The following is a 15,357-nucleotide window of genomic DNA, read 5'->3' as shown; positions in this document are numbered from 1 at the left end:
CGACGATGAGGTGGTGGGTGGCCGCGGTCCTGTCGGCGGGCACCCTGTGGTTCGCGACGCCGGCCCAGGCCGCGCCACCGGAGAACCAGCTGTACTACACGGTCACGGCGTCCTATCAGAGCGCGCCGGAGAACCTGTGGGAGGTCGCCACCCGGTTCCTCGGCGACGCGAACCGGGCCGGCGAGATCCTCGACCTGAACTCGGGCCGGGTGCAGCCGGACGGCGACCGGCTCGCCGAGCCGGGTCGTCTGGCCGCGGGCTGGCAGCTCCTGCTGCCGTGGGACGCGGTCGGCGCCGAACTGCACTCCGGCCCGCTGCCGGCGAGCGCCGGGTCGTCGTCCGGCTGCGCCCGCGGGGCCGACGCCCCGGCTGAGGCGTCCTGGGCGCAGACCCTGCTGACCCCGAGCCGGGCCTGGGCGGTGACGAACGGCGCGGGCGTCAAGGTCGCCGTCCTCGCGGCCGGGGTGGACGGCTCCGCGGCCGAACTGGCCGGGCGGGTCGCCGCCGGCGCCGACGTCGTGGCCGGCGCCGGGCGCGCGGACAACGGCTGCGACGGCGCCGGGACCGCGATGGCCGGCATCGTGGCCGGCGACGACGACACCTTCGGGGTGGCGCCGGGCGCCCGGATCGTGCCGGTCCGGGCCGGCACCGAGCCGCGCTCGGCCGCGACCGGCATCTCCGTCGCGGTCGCCGCCGGTGCCCGGGTCGTGCTGCTCGGGGTAGGCGCCGACGCCTCGGATGCGGACGTGCGGGCGGCCATCAGCGACGCGATATCCCGGGACGTGGTGGTCGTACTGCCCGCGTGGGCCAAGGGCGAGGCGGCCGACGGTCTGCTCCGGGTGGGCGCGGTCGGGGCCGACAAGCAGCCAGCCTTCCCCTACGCCGCCGACTCGATCGAGGTGCTGGCCCCCGGGGTCAGCGTGGCGAGCATCGGCGGGGCGGTCAGCGGCGACGAGTACGCGGCGGCCTACGTGGCCGGCACGGTCGCCCTGGTCCGTGCCGCGCACCCCGGGCTGCGTGCCGCCGAGGTGACCCGGCAGGTGCTCAGCACGGCCACGGATCGGCTGGTCAGCCCGGTCGCCGCGGTCACCACGGCACTGCCGGCCGGGGTCGGCGTGAACGCGGCCACCGCGAAACCGGCCAGCGGTCTCGGCACGTTGAGCCGGGTGCTGCTGTGGATCGCGGTGGCTCTCGGCGTACTCCTGCTGTTGCCTTTTGTTCTGCAACGCCCGGCCCGGCTGGCGTCCGGCCTGATTGCCCGGCGCCTGGCGCTGCGCCGGGCGCAGCGGGCCCGGGCCCGGCTGACCACCGACCGCGACGATCCGTTCTGGGAGGCGCCGGTCAGCGGTCCCGGTCGGAGCTGATGTCCTCCTGGTAGGTGGCGCCGCCGTCGGACGCTCTGCTCAGCACTTTGGCGCCACCCTCCGGCGGGCCGGCCAGCGACTGCTCGCCGGCCGCCAGCTCCGGGAACTTGGCGTCGAAGGCCGGGCGCTCCGAGCGGATGCGCGGCATCCGGTCGAAGTTGCGCAGCGGCGGCGGCGACGAGGTGGCCCACTCCAGCGAGTTGCCGTGGCCCCACGGGTCGTCGACCGTGACGAGCTGGCCGACCTTGTAGGAGTGCCAGACGTTGTAGACGAACGGCAGCGTGGCCAGGCCCAGCACGAACGACCCGATGGTGGAGATCATGTTGAGCGTGGTGAAGCCGTCCGACTCCAGGTAGTCGGCGTACCGGCGCGGCATGCCCTGGGTGCCCAGCCAGTGCTGCACCAGGAAGGTCGCGTGGAAACCGAGGAACGTCAGCCAGAAGTGGACCTTGCCGAGCCGGTCGTCGAGCATCCGGCCGAACATCTTCGGGAACCAGAAGTAGATGCCGGCGAACACCGCGAACACGATCGTGCCGAACAGCACGTAGTGGAAGTGCGCGATCACGAAGTACGAATCGGAGACGTGGAAGTCGATGGGCGGGGCGGCGAGCAGCACACCCGACAGGCCACCGAACAGGAACGTGACCATGAAGCCGATCGCGAACATCATCGGTGTCTCGAAGCTGATCTGCCCACGCCACATCGTGCCGATCCAGACGAAGAACTTCATGCCGGTCGGTACAGCGATCAGGAAGCTCAGGAAGCTGAAGAACGGCAGCAGCACCTGACCGGTGACGAACATGTGGTGCGCCCACACGCTCATCGACAGCGCGCCGATCAGCAGGGTGGCCGCGACCAGGCCCTTGTAGCCGAACACCGGCTTGCGGCTGAACACCGGGATGACCTCGGTGATGATGCCGAAGAACGGTAGGGCGATGACGTACACCTCGGGATGGCCGAAGAACCAGAAGAGATGCTGCCAGAGCATCGGGCCGCCGGTAGCCGAGTCGAACACGTGCGCGCCGACCACCCGGTCGGCAGCCAGGGCGAACAGCGCGGCCGCCAGGAACGGGAAGATCAGGATCACCAGGAGGCTGGTGACCAGCAGGTTCCAGGTGAAGATCGGCATCCGGAACATGGTCATGCCCGGTGCGCGCAGGGTCAGGATCGTGGTGATCAGGTTGACCGCGCCGAGGATGCTGCCCAGACCACCGATGGCCAGGCCGACCACCCAGCAGTTGCCGCCGATGCCGGGGGAGTGCAGCGAGTCGCTGAGCGGGGAGTACGCGAACCAGCCGAAGTCGGCCGCGCCGCCCGGGGTGAGGAACCCGCTCATCGCGATCAGGGTGCCGAAGAGATAGAGCCAGTACGCGAACGCGTTGAGCCGGGGGAAGGCCACGTCCGGGGCGCCGATCTGCATCGGAACCACGAAGTTGGCGAACGCGAACACGATCGGCGTCGCGAAGAACAGCAGCATCGCCGTGCCGTGCATGGTAAAGAGCTGGTTGAACTGCTCCGGCGAGAGGAACTGCATGCCCGGCCGGGCCAGTTCGGCCCGCATCAGCAGGGCCATGATGCCGCCGACCATGTAGAACACGACCGACGTGATCATGTACATGATCCCGATCTGCTTCGCGTCGGTCGTCCGCAGAATCCGAGTTAGCGCCGAGCCCTTGACCTGTCTCCGGACCGGATAGGGCCGGGTGGTGACCGGGCGGGGGGCGACTGTAGTCATGCGAGCTCCTCGGATATCGCGTCTAGGAAACCTCTACGCACCTCCTGTTATAGGCTTCTAACCGTCCTAACCGCTCGATTTCCGAGCATTGAGCACATCTCCGGCGGACCCGGCAAGGGTGCCGGGTGACCGGGCGGAGGCCCGATGCTGGACGGCCGATACCGCCAGGCCCTCGACGACATCGAGCGGCACCTGCAGGACGAGGACCCCGACTTTGCGGCGCGGATGAGCACGCCCGTCGATGAGCGCCCGTTCCCCACCCTGCCGATCCTGGGCGCGTCGCTATATATCGCATTGCCGCTGGTAGCGCTCCTGTTCGGCCGAACCGCCACCCTCCTGACCCTCAGCCTGGGCGCCACCGCAATAGCCGGCGTCCTGCTCTACCGCCGCCTCTACCCCGCGTAGGTGTGACATTTATGCTACGGTCGCAGGACTGAGGTGCGACGGGGGCGGGCATGACGATCGGCAGCAATGCCTTCTGGGACGACCTGGCCGAGGACCTCAAAGATCCTGAGTTCCTGCGGGCGTACGTCGTGGAGTCGGTTCGGATCGCCACCATCGACGCGGTGGTCAACGCCCTGGATGACGCCCGGCTGGCGGCCGGCCTGTCCAAGGCCGCCCTCGCCCGCACCATCGGCGCAAACCCCGACGCGATCCGCCGCCTATTTACCAGCGGCTCGGTCAATCCCACCCTGAGCACGGTCGCCGAGATCGCCGCAGCGCTCGGCATGCGCCTGACCCTCGAGCCGCTGCCCACCGCCGAGCGCAAGCAGATCACCGAGCCCTTGGTGAACGGCGAACACGGCGACACCGCCGCTCTCCTCGGCCACCTGCAGGCGATGCGCGCCCCCCAGCCGCGCCGCAACGCTGCCTGACCGCGACCTATCCAGCCGGCGACCGAGGATTCCGTCCCCGGTACTCCTCGCCGAGCGCCCGCGGGTGGCGGCGCCTTAGCCGGGCTTTAACGGTCGCACAGCGTGCGCATAGGGCCCTCCCAGCGATTGTTTGGGTCGTACCGAACGACTGGGAGGACTTAGCGATGAACAAGAAGCGGATGGCGACGATGGTGGCCGGCGGGACGCTGGCGGCACTGGGGATCGCGGGCACGGCGCTCGCGGCCGGCGCCGATGACGCGGCACCCCGGGCGACTTCCTCGCCCAGCGCGAGCAGCTCGCCCAGCGTGCGTGTCTCGCCTAGCGCGAGCGTCTCGGCCGGCGCTGGTGCCGGGCTCTCGGTGAGTGTGGCAGCGGCCAAGGAGATCGCGGTTCGGGCGGCCGGGGGTGGGCTCGTCGAGTCGGTGGAGCGGGAGGTTGAGCACGGCCGGGCCGTGTGGGACGTGGACGTGCTGGTCAACGGGGTCGAGCACGACATCGACGTGGACGCGGTCACCGGCACGGTGCTGCGGCACCGGATCAAGGGTGGGGCATCCGCGAGTGCTTCCACCCGGCACAGCGGCAGCGACGACCGCACCCGCAAGACAGCCAAGACGGCCGAGCCGGGCGACGACAACGGCGGCCGCCGCGCGTCGAAGGCGGCCGAGAAGGGCGACGACCACGGTGGCGATCGCGGTGGCCGGGGCTCGGAGAAGGGCGACGACCACGGTGGCCGCGGGTCCGAGAAGGGCGACGACCACGGCAGTGGCGGGCACGGGTCGGACGACTGAGCGGTCGGACTACTGAACAGCCTTGAGGTGCGCCGGGCGGGCAACCGTCCGGCGCTTCGCTGATTCCGGGGGCGGGCGGGTGCGCACGGCGTACCCAAAGGGTCAGGGACCGGCTATCTCCAGCCGGACCGACGCTCCGCCGGAGGCGGATGTGCCGATTTCGAAGCCGGCGGCCACCTGCCGGGCGATGTCCAAGCCCAGGCCGGTGGATCCGCCGCCGGAGGCGCCGCGCGGAGCGGCCTCCGCGGCGAAGCCCGGACCCTCATCGGAGACCTCGAGTACCGCCCCTCCGCCGGGCCGGGCATGCAGGGCAACCGCGAGGCCGGTCTCGTCGGGGGTGTGTGCGAAGACATTGCCCAGCAGGGCATCGAGCGCGGCCGCCAGATCGTCGGCAGCTACCGCGACCGGCAGCGGGGAAACCGGCAGGTCCCGGGTGAGGAGGCGGCCGGTGTCCTCGGCCAGCACCGCCCAGAAGGCAATCCGGTCGGTGACCACCGCGGCCGCGTCGCAACTCGCCGCGACCGGAGTGACATCACGCCGGCGGGCCTGCTGGATCACCGCGGTCACCGCGCGTGCGACGCCGTCGGCCGCGGCGGCTACCCGGGCGGCCTCCTCGGGGTCGCGCAGCGACTCGGCCTCCAGGCGCAGCGCGGTCAGCGGGGTGCGCAGGCGGTGGGACAGGTCGGCGACCCGTTCGCGCTCGGCGGCCAGCAAATCCTGGATGCGCCCGGCGAGATGGTTGAGGGCGCCGGCCACCTCGCGCAGCTCGGGTGGGCCGGACGGTTCGGCGCGGGCGGTCAGTTCGGCGCCGGCCAGGCGGTGCGAGACCGCCGAGAGCTGGGTGATCGGCACCACGATGGTCCGGGCCAGCCGGTCCGCCACCAGCAGTCCGAGCAGGACCAGGGCGATGCCGAGGGCGGCCAGGGTGAGCCAGGCCCGGCCGACACCCCGGGTGAGTTCGGCGTTGGTGACCATCGTGCGTACCACCGTGACGCCGCCGGTGCCGACCACCGGAACCACCAGTTCCTGGCCTTCGGAGGTGACGACGGTGAGGGCCGTGCCGCGGGCCGCGGCCAGCCGCACCGCGGGGGTGGTCGCGCTGGGCGCGCCGATCGGGCTTTCGCCGGGACGGAAAACCGTGACGGGTACGGGCTGAACCGGCACCGCCAACCGGAGCGCATCGGGGTCGCCGACCAGCGGAACGATGGTCTGCACCACGTCGTCGGCGCGACTGAGCGCCCGGTCGACGGCGACCTGCCGAACCAGCAGCGCCACCGGCACCAGGAACGCGAGCAGCACCAGCACCGTGGTCGCGCCGACCAGCAGGGTGAGCCGGGCCCTCATGCCGGCGGCTCGCTCAGCTTGACCCCGACCCCACGCACGGTGTGCAGGTAGCGGGGCTGCAGCGCGGTCTCGCCGAGCTTCCGCCGCAGCCACGACAGGTGCACGTCGACCGTCTTGTCGGTGCTTCCGTAGGGCACCTGCCACACCTCGCTCAGCAGCTCCCGTTTGGTCACCACCTGGCCGGGCCGCAGCGCGAGGTGGTGCAGCAGGTCGAACTCGCGCGGGGTCAACTCCACCGCGTTGCCCTCCAGGGTCACCGAGCGTGCGCCAGGGTCGATCCGCAACTCGCCGACGGTGATCACCGCGGCCTGCTCCTCTTTGGCGGCACCGCGGCGCAGCACCGCCCGGATGCGGGCATCGAGCTGGGCCGCCGTAAACGGCTTGACCACGTAATCGTCGGCGCCCGCGTCGAGCAGCCGCACCATCTCGGTCTCCTCGTCCCGGGCGGTCGCGATGATCACCGGCACCCGGGAGACGGCCCGGAGCATGCGCAGCAGCTCGCGGCCGTCGAGGTCGGGCAGGCCCAGGTCCAGCACGATCAGGTCCGGCTTCTCGGCCAGCGCGGTCTGCAGGCCCTCCATCGCGGCCGGCGACGCGGCGACGGCATGGCCGCGCTCGCGGAGGGCGCGCAGCAGGTTGGCCCGGATCGCCGGGTCGTCCTCGATCAGCAACAGTCTCGCCACGGCTGCACGCTAGCCGCTGTGACCTGCCAACCGGCGGCTTCTTAACCCTCCGTTATCCATCCCGGGGGCCTGCCTTAGCGTCGGAGGCCGCAGAGTAGGCGGTATGCGTTTCTTGGATCGGCTGGGCCGTCGGCCCATGGTCATCGTCGCCGGGTGGGTCCTGGCGGCGGTGCTGGCCGTGCTTGTCGGTGTCGTCGGGATCGGGCTGGTGGGGGCCGGGCTGACGTCGCGGCAGGGTGCGCCGATCAGCGAGGAGGACGTGAAGCGGGCACTGGGCACGACCTCTGCTTCGCCGGCGATCCCGTCCTCGGCTGCGCCCTCCGAACAGGCCGGTCAGTCCCCGCAAACCGCGCAAGCGGTCAAGACGCCCGGCGGCACGGTCATGGTGACCTGCGAGCGCATCGAATCGATGGCGCCGGCCCAGGGCTGGTCGGTGCACGAGCAGAACGCCCGGGAGGGCGAATTCCGCGGAAACCGCGACAACCACGACCGGGTCAAGGTGGAGCTTTCCTGCGCCGGCGGGCAGCCTCAATTACGCGTACGCGAAGAGAGTTAAGTGCGAAGCCGGGAGGCGGTGGATACCTCCCGGCTTCGCGGTGGGGACGGAGTGTCAGATCTTGCCGGTGCCCGCGCTCGCGGTGACGATCGACTTGACGCTGCTGTTCGCGTCGACCGTGTACGAGTACGGGATCGCGGCCACGCTGGCACCGTTACGGGTGGCCGGCGTGCCCGAGTTCACCAGGTAGTTGTTGAGCAGCTTGACGTTGCCGGCCGGGGACGAGCCGGTCGTGGTGACCACCGTGTTCGGGGTGTTCTCGAAGTAGTTGCGCTCGACGTAGACCCCGGCGTTGCAGGTGGTCGCGATGCCGTACGTGCCGCTGTTGTAGTAGTAGTTGTTGTAGACGTGCACCGGGTTGCCGAAGCGCACCCGCGGTCCGCGCTGGTCACAGTTGCGGAAGTAGTTGTGGTGATAGGTGACCCGCAGGTGACCGGTGTCCTCGGAAGCGTTGTCGTCGCTGTGCCCGAGCAGGTTGCACTTGATGTGGTCGTGCTCGTAGTTCCAGGACACCGTGATGTAGTCGGCCGCGTGCGTGATGTCGATCAGGCCGTCGTAGTAATCGGTGCCGCTGGTGGTGTCGCTGGACAGGTCCAGGTGGTCGATCCAGACGTGGGTGGCGCCGTCGATGTGGATCGCGTCGCCGTTGCCGGTACCGGCCTTGACCTTGGCAATCTTCAGGTTCCGGATGATGACGTTGTTGACGTCATTGATCTTGAACCCGCAGCCGGTGAGCCCGGAGCTGGACCCGACGCCGACGATGGTCTTGTTGGCGGCCACGGTCACGTCGGCCGAGCAGCTGAAGTTGCCGTTGACGGTGATCGTCTGCGAGGTGCTCGACTTCGCCGCGGTGGTCAGCGCCGACAGGCTGGTCACGGTGACGGTCGTGCTGGTCGAGCCGCCGCTGGTGCCACCGCCCTGGGTGGACCAGCCCTCCTGGTTGAAGGTGGCAGCCGAGGCGGCCGGAACGTAGAGCAGGAACGTGACGGCGACGGCGGCGATCGTGGCGGTAGCGGCCAGCGGTGCTCGCCAGGAGCGCAGGGAAGCGTGGGTGGACATCAGGACCTCCGATGCGGATTTCACCCAGACCGGGGGAGCGGCCCGCGGGGGGACGGGACTACAGGTAAGCGCTTTCCTGACCCGGGACCGTATCCACTTGTTTCAATTGAGTCAAGGATCGGTAACCATCTATGTCTTTGGATGCACGACAGCGCACGGCCCGCACCCGGGGGGATGGGTGCGGGCCGTGCGCCGGTGCGGGGAACTCAGTTGGGGTTGCCGACTCCGGTGAGGATTCGGCTTCGGATGTAGCGGCCCGACTCGGTCAGGACGCCGGCTCCGTTGAAGTTGGTGCCGGCGCAGGTGCCCTGCTTGAAGGCGGAGTTGGTCTCGCGGCCGTCGGAGAGGCTCCACATGCCGTACGAGATCTTGTTGGCCTTCAGCAGGTCCAGCCAGGCGTCCGTACTGGTGAAATCGTTGTTGCCGTCGCCGGTGAAGGTCTGCGTGCCGAACTCGCTGACGAACAGCGGGAGCTCCTTCGCCGCCCGGGCCACCACCGCGCGGCGGTCGGCGCCGTGGGACGCGGCGTAGAAGTGGAACGTGTACATGATGTTCTTGAAGTCGACCGGGTCGGCCAGGATCTCCTTCTCGTCACTGCCGTCGGTCAGGCCGAGCGAGGAGAAGCCGCGGGTGCCGACCAGCACGACGCTGTCCGGCGAGTTCGCCCGGATCACCGGGATCACCTGGTCGGCGTAGTTCTTGATGCCGTCCCAGCTGACGCCGTTCGGCTCGTTGGCGATCTCGTAGATGACGTTGTTGTTGTCCGCGTGCTTCGCGGTGACGTTCTGGAAGAACGTCTTGGCCAGGCCCAGGTTCACGTTGGGGTCACCCGGCGTGAGGATGTGGAAGTCGACCACCACGTAGAGGCCGAGTTCGGTCGCCTGGTCCACCAGACCGTTCACCTTGTTGGTGAAGCCGGTCGGGTCGGTCTCCAGGCCACCCTCCTGCACGTACATGGACAGCCGGATGAAGTCGGCCTTCCAGTCGTTGCGCAGTGCCGACAGCGAGCCGGCGTTCACGCAGTTCGGGAAGAACTGCAGGCCGTGGCTGCTCATGCCGCGCAGCTGGATCGCCGTGCCGGCCTCGTTGCACAGCTGCACGCCGCACACGCTGAGCTGGCCGTTGACCTCGACCGGCGAACCGGCGGGAGCATCCGCGCCGGGCTGGGCCGGCGCCTCGGTGGTCGGGGCGGCGGTGGTGGGTGCCGCCGTGGTCGGCTCCGCGGTGGCGCCACCCGCCTCGTTGAGCGTGCAGGGCGCGAGGCCCTCGGCGTTCAGGTCGGGCTTGGCGGCGTTGCGGCCGATCGCGGTTTCGATCCGGTTGATGGTGGCGAAGCGCTTGTCCTTCAGCGGGCCGAGGATCGCGTTCTGGATGAACTGGGGGCCACCCTGACCGACCGTGCTGCGGATCCGCGCGTTGGCCTCGGCGATCTGGGTCTGCAGGAGCTCCAGGTTGCGCTGCACGTCGGCCTGCTGCTGGGCCGGCACGGCCACGCCGATCGTCACGTCGGGGCAGTCGACCGTCGGCAGGCCGTCGCCGCCACCCGCCGCGGCGGGGGCCGAGGTGGCCGTCGCGGGCGGCGCGGTGTTCTGCTGCGGCGACGCGCCACCACCCTGGTTGAGCGTGCAGGGCGCGAGGCCCTCGGCGTTCAGGTCGGGCTTGGCCGCGTTGCGGCCGATCGCGGTTTCGATCCGGTTGATGGTGGCGATCCGCTTGTCCTTCAGCGGGCCGAGGATCGCGTTCTGGATGAACTGAGGGCCACCCTGGCCGACCGTGCTCTTGAGCCGGGCGTTGGCCTCGGTGATCTGGGTGTTCAGCAGCTCGAGGTTGCGCTGCACGTCGGCCTGCTGCTGAGCCGGCACCGCCACGCCGATCTTGACTTGCGGGCAGTTGACGGTCGGGACCGCCGCGTCGGCGGAGGCTACGCCCAGGCCGACGCCGGCGACGACCACCGCGACGCCGGCGACTGCGGCGATCTGCCATCGTCGGTCGCGTGTGAACCGGGATCGAGATCTGTACATTGGGATCCGCGCCTTCCACCTAGGGCACAACTTTCGCTACAGGTGGAGTTACGGGAGCGCTCCCATGAGCGGATCAACGCTTAAGGCTTATTTCATCTACGCAGGTCAGTAGGACATGCCGCTCACCTTCACCGTGCTGGGTGCCGTGCGTGCCTGGCGGCGCTGGTCCGAGCCAAGGTGGACGGATAGAGAAAGTTCTCACAGTTCCCGCGATGTGGGAAACGGGCGCCCGTAGGGCCACGTGGGCACACGCATTCACCAGGGCGGATCGCGCATACGGGCCCGGTCGACAAATTGTTGATGCCGTTTTCAGCCGCTCGGGGACCATGGCGAACGGCCGGTACGGTTCCGTCGTGTCCGAGGTGATCGCCGAACGTTACCGCCTGGTAGAGGCGCTGGGCGAGGGCGGCATGGGCCGGGTCTGGCAGGCGCGTGACGAGCTGCTCGGCCGGGACGTCGCGCTCAAGGAACTCGTGCTGCCCCGCGGCCTGCCCGAAGCCGAGATCCGCGACCTGCGGGAACGCGCCATCCGCGAGGCACGGGCGATCGCCCGCGTCAGTCACCCCCACGTCGTACGCATCTACGACGTGATCCACGACGGCGGTTCGCCGTGGATCGTGATGGAACTCGTGATCGGCCGTTCGCTGTTCGAGGCGGTCCGGGACGACGGGGCGATGCCGCCCGAGCGGGTCGCCGGGATCGGTCTCGACATCCTGGCCGCGCTGCGGGCCGCGCACCGGGCCGGGGTGCTGCACCGCGACGTGAAACCGGCCAACGTGCTGCTCAGCGACGACGGCCGGGTGGTGCTCACCGACTTCGGCCTGGCCGCGACCACCGGCGACTCGGGCATGACCAGCACCGGCATCGTGCTCGGCTCCCCGTCCTACCTGGCGCCGGAACGCGCCCTGGACGAGGAGATCACCGCGGCCAGCGACCTGTGGTCGCTCGGCGCGACCCTGTATGCGGCGGTCGAGGGCCGCCCGCCGTACGACAAGTCCTCGCCGATGGCGACGCTCGCCGCCCTGGCCACCCAGCCGCCCCGGCCGCCGGAGCAGGCGGGTGTGATGCAGCCGGTGCTGGCGGGGTTGCTGCGCAAGGAGCCGGCCGAGCGGATCGGCGCCGACGAGGCCGAGGAGCTGCTCCGGGCGGCGGCCGGCGGCGTGGCCGGGGTGCTGACCCCGCTGCCCGCGAAACCCACCGTGGTCAAGCAGGTCGAGACGGTCGAGGTCCCGGCACCGAGGAAGCCGAGCCGGAACCGGGTGGCCTGGTGGGTCGGCAGCGCCGCCGTCCTGCTGCTGGCGGCCGTGATCGCCGGGCGTCCGGTGCTCAGCGACGCCGGGGCCGAGGAGGTGGCCGCGCCGCCCAGCGCGGGCGTGGGGGCAGGCGTCGAACAGCAGTCGTCCGACCCCGGGTCACCGGCGCCTTCCGTACCCGTACCCTCCGGATCTGCGCCCTTGTCGGCACCCAGCGCGACCAATGCGCCGGGCGTAACCGCCACCACGGCCCTCGCCGTCGCACCCACCGCGACCACCGCCAATCCCGCGACCACCACCACGACCACCGCCGCGGGCGCGGCGGAACAGCCGGCCGCCGCGGTCGGCAGCCCGGTGCAGAACATGCAGACCGGCACCTGCCTGCAGATGGACACCGGCAGCGGCGCCATCATCATGTGGACCTGCAACGGCACCGACGCCCAGAAATTCGACGTCCGGAGCGACGGCAGCCTGCGGGTCATGGGCCGCTGCGTGCGGATTCTCGGTAACGGCAACGGCGGCCGGGTCGGCACCGGGGCCTGCGACGGGTCGACGGCCGCGCAGTGGGACCTGAACAGCTCCTTCGACCTGGTCAACCTCGAGGTCGTCAAGTGCGCGGACGTGCCCGACGGCAGCAGTGCCGACGGCGTGGCCCTGCAGGTGTGGGAATGCTCCGGCACGGGTAATCAGAAGTGGCGCCACTAGGCACGCTGCTCAGATGAGGCGCTCATCGGCCGATCAGTCAGTGCATGCAGCACGCGCGAATCCGGGATGCCGAGAGGCTGAGCGTCTTGCGGGCCACCAGCCTGCTCGACGCCGGTCCGGTGCCGTCTCTGGACCGGTTGACCGGGCTGGCCGCCCGGCTCGTCGGCGCGCGCGTCTCCATGGTCACGCTGATCGACGAGGAACACCAGAAGTTCTCCAGCGCGTGCGGTCTGCCGCCGGCCCTGGGTGACCGGCGCGAGACGCCGCTGACCTATTCGATCTGCCGGTACGTGGTCGAGGACGACGCCCCGATGATCGTCCCGGACACCAGCACCGACCACCGGCTGCGGGACAACCCGGCGGTCAGCGTGCTGGGTGCGGCCGCGTACGCGGGCTTCCCGCTGCGGGCTCCGAGCGGCCACGTGCTCGGGTCGTTCTGCGTGGTCGACGACCGGGTCCGGGACTGGACCACCGACGAACTCGCCACGGTCGCCGACCTCGCCGCCGCGGCCGAGTCGGAGATCGCGCTGCGTCTCGCACACAGCGAGCAGACCATCGCCGCGGACCGGATGCGGGCGGTGCTGGAGAGCGCACACGACGCGTACGTCTCGATCGACCCCAACAGCCTCGTGGTGGCCTGGAACGGCGCCGCCGAGCGGCTGTTCGGCTGGACCCCGGAGGAGGCCCTGGGCCGCTCGATCACCGATCTGATCATCCCGGAGCGGTTCCGCGAGGCGCACATGGCCGGGATGGCCCGGGTCCGGCAGACCCTGCACTCCGAGCTGTCCGGCACCCGCCTGCAGCTGTCCGCGGTCGACCGCAAGGGCCGGGAGTTTCCGGCGGAGATGAGCCTGCAGGTGTGTTTCGAGCGGGACGTCCCGTTCTTCCACGCGTTCCTGCACGACATCACCGACCGGATCGACGCCCTGACCGAGCTGGAACGGCAGCGCCAGGAGCTGGACAACGAGCACGCGTTCCTGCAGGCGCTGCTGGACAGCCTGGACGCCGGCGTGGCCGCCTGCGACAGCGACGGCAACCTGAGTTTCTTCAACCGCGCGATGCGCGAGCTGCACGGCCGCGACGCGGTGGCGGGTGAGTCCGGGGAGACCTGGGCGCAGCAGTACGACCTGTACGCGCCGGACGGCCGCACCCCGCTCGGTGCCGACGAGATCCCGCTGGCCCGCGCCAATGCTGGGCAGATCGTGCGCGGCCAGCACCTGGTGGTGCGGGTGGACGCCGGGACGCCGCGTCGTTTTCTCAGCAACGCCCGGCCGATCGACACCAGCGACGGGCGCCGGCTGGGCGCGGTCGTCACCATGCACGACATCACCGACGCGTACGGCGCGGAGGAGCTGAATCGCGCCCGGCACGCGGTGGCCCAGGTGCTGTCCGAGGCCACCAACGCCGAGCAGGCCGCCATCGAGGCGGTCCGGGTGATCACCGACCGGCTGGGTCTGGCCTGCGGTGAGTACTGGCAGGTCACCGACGACCGGGAGCGAATCGAACGGCTCAGCTCGCACGTCACCGGCGGCGTCGACCTGTCCGCGTTCACCAGCGACCAGCCGCTGACGTTCGCCCGTGGCGCGGGCGTGCCGGGCCTGGTCTGGAACCGCGGCACCGAGGTGTGGGGGAGCAAGCCGCCGGCCGACATGGTGGACGCGGGACGGTTCGACACCGGTGCCCGCTCCGGTCTGCGTACCGCGATCGGCGTGCCGGTGCGCTCGGGCAGCCGGGTGCTCGGCGTGCTGGCCTTCTACTCGGCCGACCAGCTGCCCCACAACCCGGACATCGCGGCCATGCTCGACACGGTCGCGGCCCACCTGGGCCGGTTCGTGGAGCGCCGCCGGGCCGAGGACCTGACCCTCGCGCTGTCCCAGGCCCGCCGCGACTTCGACCGGGTCGTCGGCCAGCTCAACGACTACGTCTGGGCCGTCGAGGTCGTCCCCGGCGAGGTCGGCCGGCTCCTCTACGGCAGCCCGAACGCCACCGGGGTCTTCGGCGGCGTGCCGCAGACCACCGGCGACAACCGGGCCACCTTCATCACCGACCTGGTCCACCCGGACGACGCCGGGAAGATCGCGGTGTTCCACCAGACCCTCGGCCGAGGCCTGCCCGCCGAACTGGAATGCCGGATGATCGGCTACGACGGCGTGGTCCGCTGGGTGTGGACCCGGGCGCAACCCCGCATCGAGGACGGCCGCATCCTGGTCGACGGGATCAGCACCAACGTCACCGAGCGCCGCGAGCTCGCCGAGCAGCGCGAGCAGCAGGTCGAGCAACTGCGTGAGCTGGACCGGATGAAGGACGAACTGTCCGCGGTGGTCATCCACGAGCTGCGCAACCCGCTCGGGGTCATCCGGGGCTACACCGAGATGATGCTGGAGAACCCGCGGCTGGACGACGTCGGCCGCCGGCAGGCGTCGGTGGTCGAGCGCACCACCGGGCACCTGCAGCGGCTGGTCGACGACCTGCTCGACCTGGCCCGGATAGACGCCGGGCACATGAACATCGAGCCGACCCCGATGTCGGCCGGGAGCCTCGTGCACGACGTCGTGGACAACCACCGGCCTGGGGCGTTCGCCAGGAAGCTGACCATCACCGAGAAGCTGGACACCCACCTGCCGGTGCTCGGCGACGCGCAGCGTCTGCGGCAGGCGCTCGACAACCTGATGTCCAACGCCATCAAGTACACCCCGGAGGGCGGGACCATCACGGTGGTCGCGCAGGAGGTGGCGGGCCGGGTGGTGATCGAGGTCAGCGACACCGGCATCGGCATCCCGCCGGAGCAGTACCAGCACCTGTTCAGCCGGTTCTTCCGGGCCAGCAACGCGACCGCTCAGGGGATCAAGGGCACCGGGCTCGGCCTGGCCGTGACCAAGGCCATTGTGGAGGCGCACGGTGGCATGCTCGTCGCGTGCCCGGCCCCGGCCGGCGGCACCCTGTTCACAGTGAGTCTGCCGCCGGCCTGATTTGG

12 protein-coding genes are annotated in these 15,357 nt (G+C 70.5%); 7 read left to right on the top strand and 5 right to left on the bottom strand.

Features of this window, described 5'->3' with window-relative positions; genetic code table 11:
• Positions 1 to 5: 5 nt before the first annotated feature.
• Positions 6 to 1,364 (top strand): S8 family serine peptidase, encoded by a 1,359-nt coding sequence (locus tag Ate02nite_RS11640; RefSeq protein ID WP_203803705.1) that lies wholly within the window; start codon positions 6 to 8, stop codon positions 1,362 to 1,364.
• On the opposite strand, the gene ctaD is transcribed toward Ate02nite_RS11640, so the two are convergent.
• Positions 1,342 to 3,099 (bottom strand): aa3-type cytochrome oxidase subunit I, encoded by a 1,758-nt coding sequence (gene ctaD, locus Ate02nite_RS11635; RefSeq protein ID WP_203803702.1) that lies wholly within the window; start codon positions 3,097 to 3,099, stop codon positions 1,342 to 1,344. The two genes, Ate02nite_RS11640 and ctaD, sit on opposite strands and share 23 nt — an antisense overlap.
• A gap of 144 nt (positions 3,100 to 3,243) precedes the next feature.
• Here ctaD and Ate02nite_RS11630 point away from each other — a divergent pair, with 144 nt between their 5' ends.
• The 3 genes from Ate02nite_RS11630 to Ate02nite_RS11620 all read left to right on the top strand — a co-directional run bounded on the left by Ate02nite_RS11630 (position 3,244) and on the right by Ate02nite_RS11620 (position 4,762).
• Positions 3,244 to 3,504, top strand: coding sequence for a DUF3040 domain-containing protein (locus tag Ate02nite_RS11630; protein WP_203803699.1), 261 nt, complete (start codon positions 3,244 to 3,246; stop codon positions 3,502 to 3,504).
• A 50-nt stretch (positions 3,505 to 3,554) separates the two neighbouring features.
• A complete protein-coding gene (locus Ate02nite_RS11625) occupies positions 3,555 to 3,974 on the top strand; it encodes a helix-turn-helix domain-containing transcriptional regulator (RefSeq protein WP_203803696.1) in 420 nt (139 codons plus the stop codon).
• Between the two features lie 164 nt (positions 3,975 to 4,138).
• Positions 4,139 to 4,762 carry a PepSY domain-containing protein gene (locus Ate02nite_RS11620; protein WP_203803694.1) on the top strand — a complete coding sequence of 208 codons (624 nt, stop codon included), beginning with the start codon at positions 4,139 to 4,141 and terminating at the stop codon, positions 4,760 to 4,762.
• Positions 4,763 to 4,864: 102 nt separating this feature from the next.
• On the opposite strand, the gene Ate02nite_RS11615 is transcribed toward Ate02nite_RS11620, so the two are convergent.
• Together Ate02nite_RS11615 and Ate02nite_RS11610 are read right to left on the bottom strand one after the other, a co-directional pair.
• Complete coding sequence (locus Ate02nite_RS11615; protein ID WP_203803692.1) at positions 4,865 to 6,106, bottom strand: sensor histidine kinase; 1,242 nt, start codon at positions 6,104 to 6,106, stop codon at positions 4,865 to 4,867.
• Positions 6,103 to 6,789 (bottom strand): response regulator transcription factor, encoded by a 687-nt coding sequence (locus Ate02nite_RS11610; protein ID WP_203803683.1) that lies wholly within the window; start codon positions 6,787 to 6,789, stop codon positions 6,103 to 6,105. Before Ate02nite_RS11610 ends, Ate02nite_RS11615 begins: the two co-directional genes overlap by 4 nt.
• Positions 6,790 to 6,892: 103 nt before the next feature.
• On the opposite strand from Ate02nite_RS11610, the gene Ate02nite_RS11605 reads away from it, so the two are divergent.
• Positions 6,893 to 7,345, top strand: coding sequence for a hypothetical protein (locus Ate02nite_RS11605; protein WP_203803681.1), 453 nt, complete (start codon positions 6,893 to 6,895; stop codon positions 7,343 to 7,345).
• Positions 7,346 to 7,399: 54 nt separating this feature from the next.
• On the opposite strand, the gene Ate02nite_RS11600 is transcribed toward Ate02nite_RS11605, so the two are convergent.
• On the bottom strand, positions 7,400 to 8,404 hold the full coding sequence (locus tag Ate02nite_RS11600; protein ID WP_203803679.1) for a pectate lyase family protein: 1,005 nt from the start codon (positions 8,402 to 8,404) through the stop codon (positions 7,400 to 7,402).
• Between the two features lie 206 nt (positions 8,405 to 8,610).
• Complete coding sequence (locus tag Ate02nite_RS11595) at positions 8,611 to 10,425, bottom strand: glycoside hydrolase family 5 protein (protein WP_203803677.1); 1,815 nt, start codon at positions 10,423 to 10,425, stop codon at positions 8,611 to 8,613.
• A gap of 353 nt (positions 10,426 to 10,778) precedes the next feature.
• Between Ate02nite_RS11595 and Ate02nite_RS11590 the strand changes: the two genes are divergently transcribed.
• Positions 10,779 to 12,383 (top strand): serine/threonine protein kinase, encoded by a 1,605-nt coding sequence (locus tag Ate02nite_RS11590; RefSeq protein ID WP_239147315.1) that lies wholly within the window; start codon positions 10,779 to 10,781, stop codon positions 12,381 to 12,383.
• 44 nt (positions 12,384 to 12,427) lie between these two features.
• Positions 12,428 to 15,352, top strand: a complete 2,925-nt coding sequence (locus tag Ate02nite_RS11585) for a sensor histidine kinase (protein ID WP_203803667.1) — start codon at positions 12,428 to 12,430, stop codon at positions 15,350 to 15,352.
• The last annotated feature ends 5 nt before the right edge of the window (positions 15,353 to 15,357 follow it).

Origin of the sequence: Paractinoplanes tereljensis (assembly GCF_016862435.1) — a bacterium.
Lineage (GTDB): Bacteria > Actinomycetota > Actinomycetes > Mycobacteriales > Micromonosporaceae > Actinoplanes > Actinoplanes tereljensis.
The sequence above is the reverse complement of the archived record's forward strand: the minus strand, read 5'-3'. Positions and strand labels throughout refer to the sequence as shown.

Coding starts and splice junctions, on each gene's coding strand:
- Ate02nite_RS11625 (WP_203803696.1), top strand. CDS start 3,555: ATGACGATCGGCAGCAATGCCTTCTGGGACGACCTGGCCGAGGACCTC.
- ctaD (WP_203803702.1), bottom strand. CDS start 3,099: ATGACTACAGTCGCCCCCCGCCCGGTCACCACCCGGCCCTATCCGGTC.
- Ate02nite_RS11605 (WP_203803681.1), top strand. CDS start 6,893: ATGCGTTTCTTGGATCGGCTGGGCCGTCGGCCCATGGTCATCGTCGCC.
- Ate02nite_RS11615 (WP_203803692.1), bottom strand. CDS start 6,106: ATGAGGGCCCGGCTCACCCTGCTGGTCGGCGCGACCACGGTGCTGGTG.
- Ate02nite_RS11600 (WP_203803679.1), bottom strand. CDS start 8,404: ATGTCCACCCACGCTTCCCTGCGCTCCTGGCGAGCACCGCTGGCCGCT.
- Ate02nite_RS11595 (WP_203803677.1), bottom strand. CDS start 10,425: ATGTACAGATCTCGATCCCGGTTCACACGCGACCGACGATGGCAGATC.
- Ate02nite_RS11630 (WP_203803699.1), top strand. CDS start 3,244: ATGCTGGACGGCCGATACCGCCAGGCCCTCGACGACATCGAGCGGCAC.
- Ate02nite_RS11585 (WP_203803667.1), top strand. CDS start 12,428: ATGCAGCACGCGCGAATCCGGGATGCCGAGAGGCTGAGCGTCTTGCGG.
- Ate02nite_RS11640 (WP_203803705.1), top strand. CDS start 6: ATGAGGTGGTGGGTGGCCGCGGTCCTGTCGGCGGGCACCCTGTGGTTC.
- Ate02nite_RS11620 (WP_203803694.1), top strand. CDS start 4,139: ATGAACAAGAAGCGGATGGCGACGATGGTGGCCGGCGGGACGCTGGCG.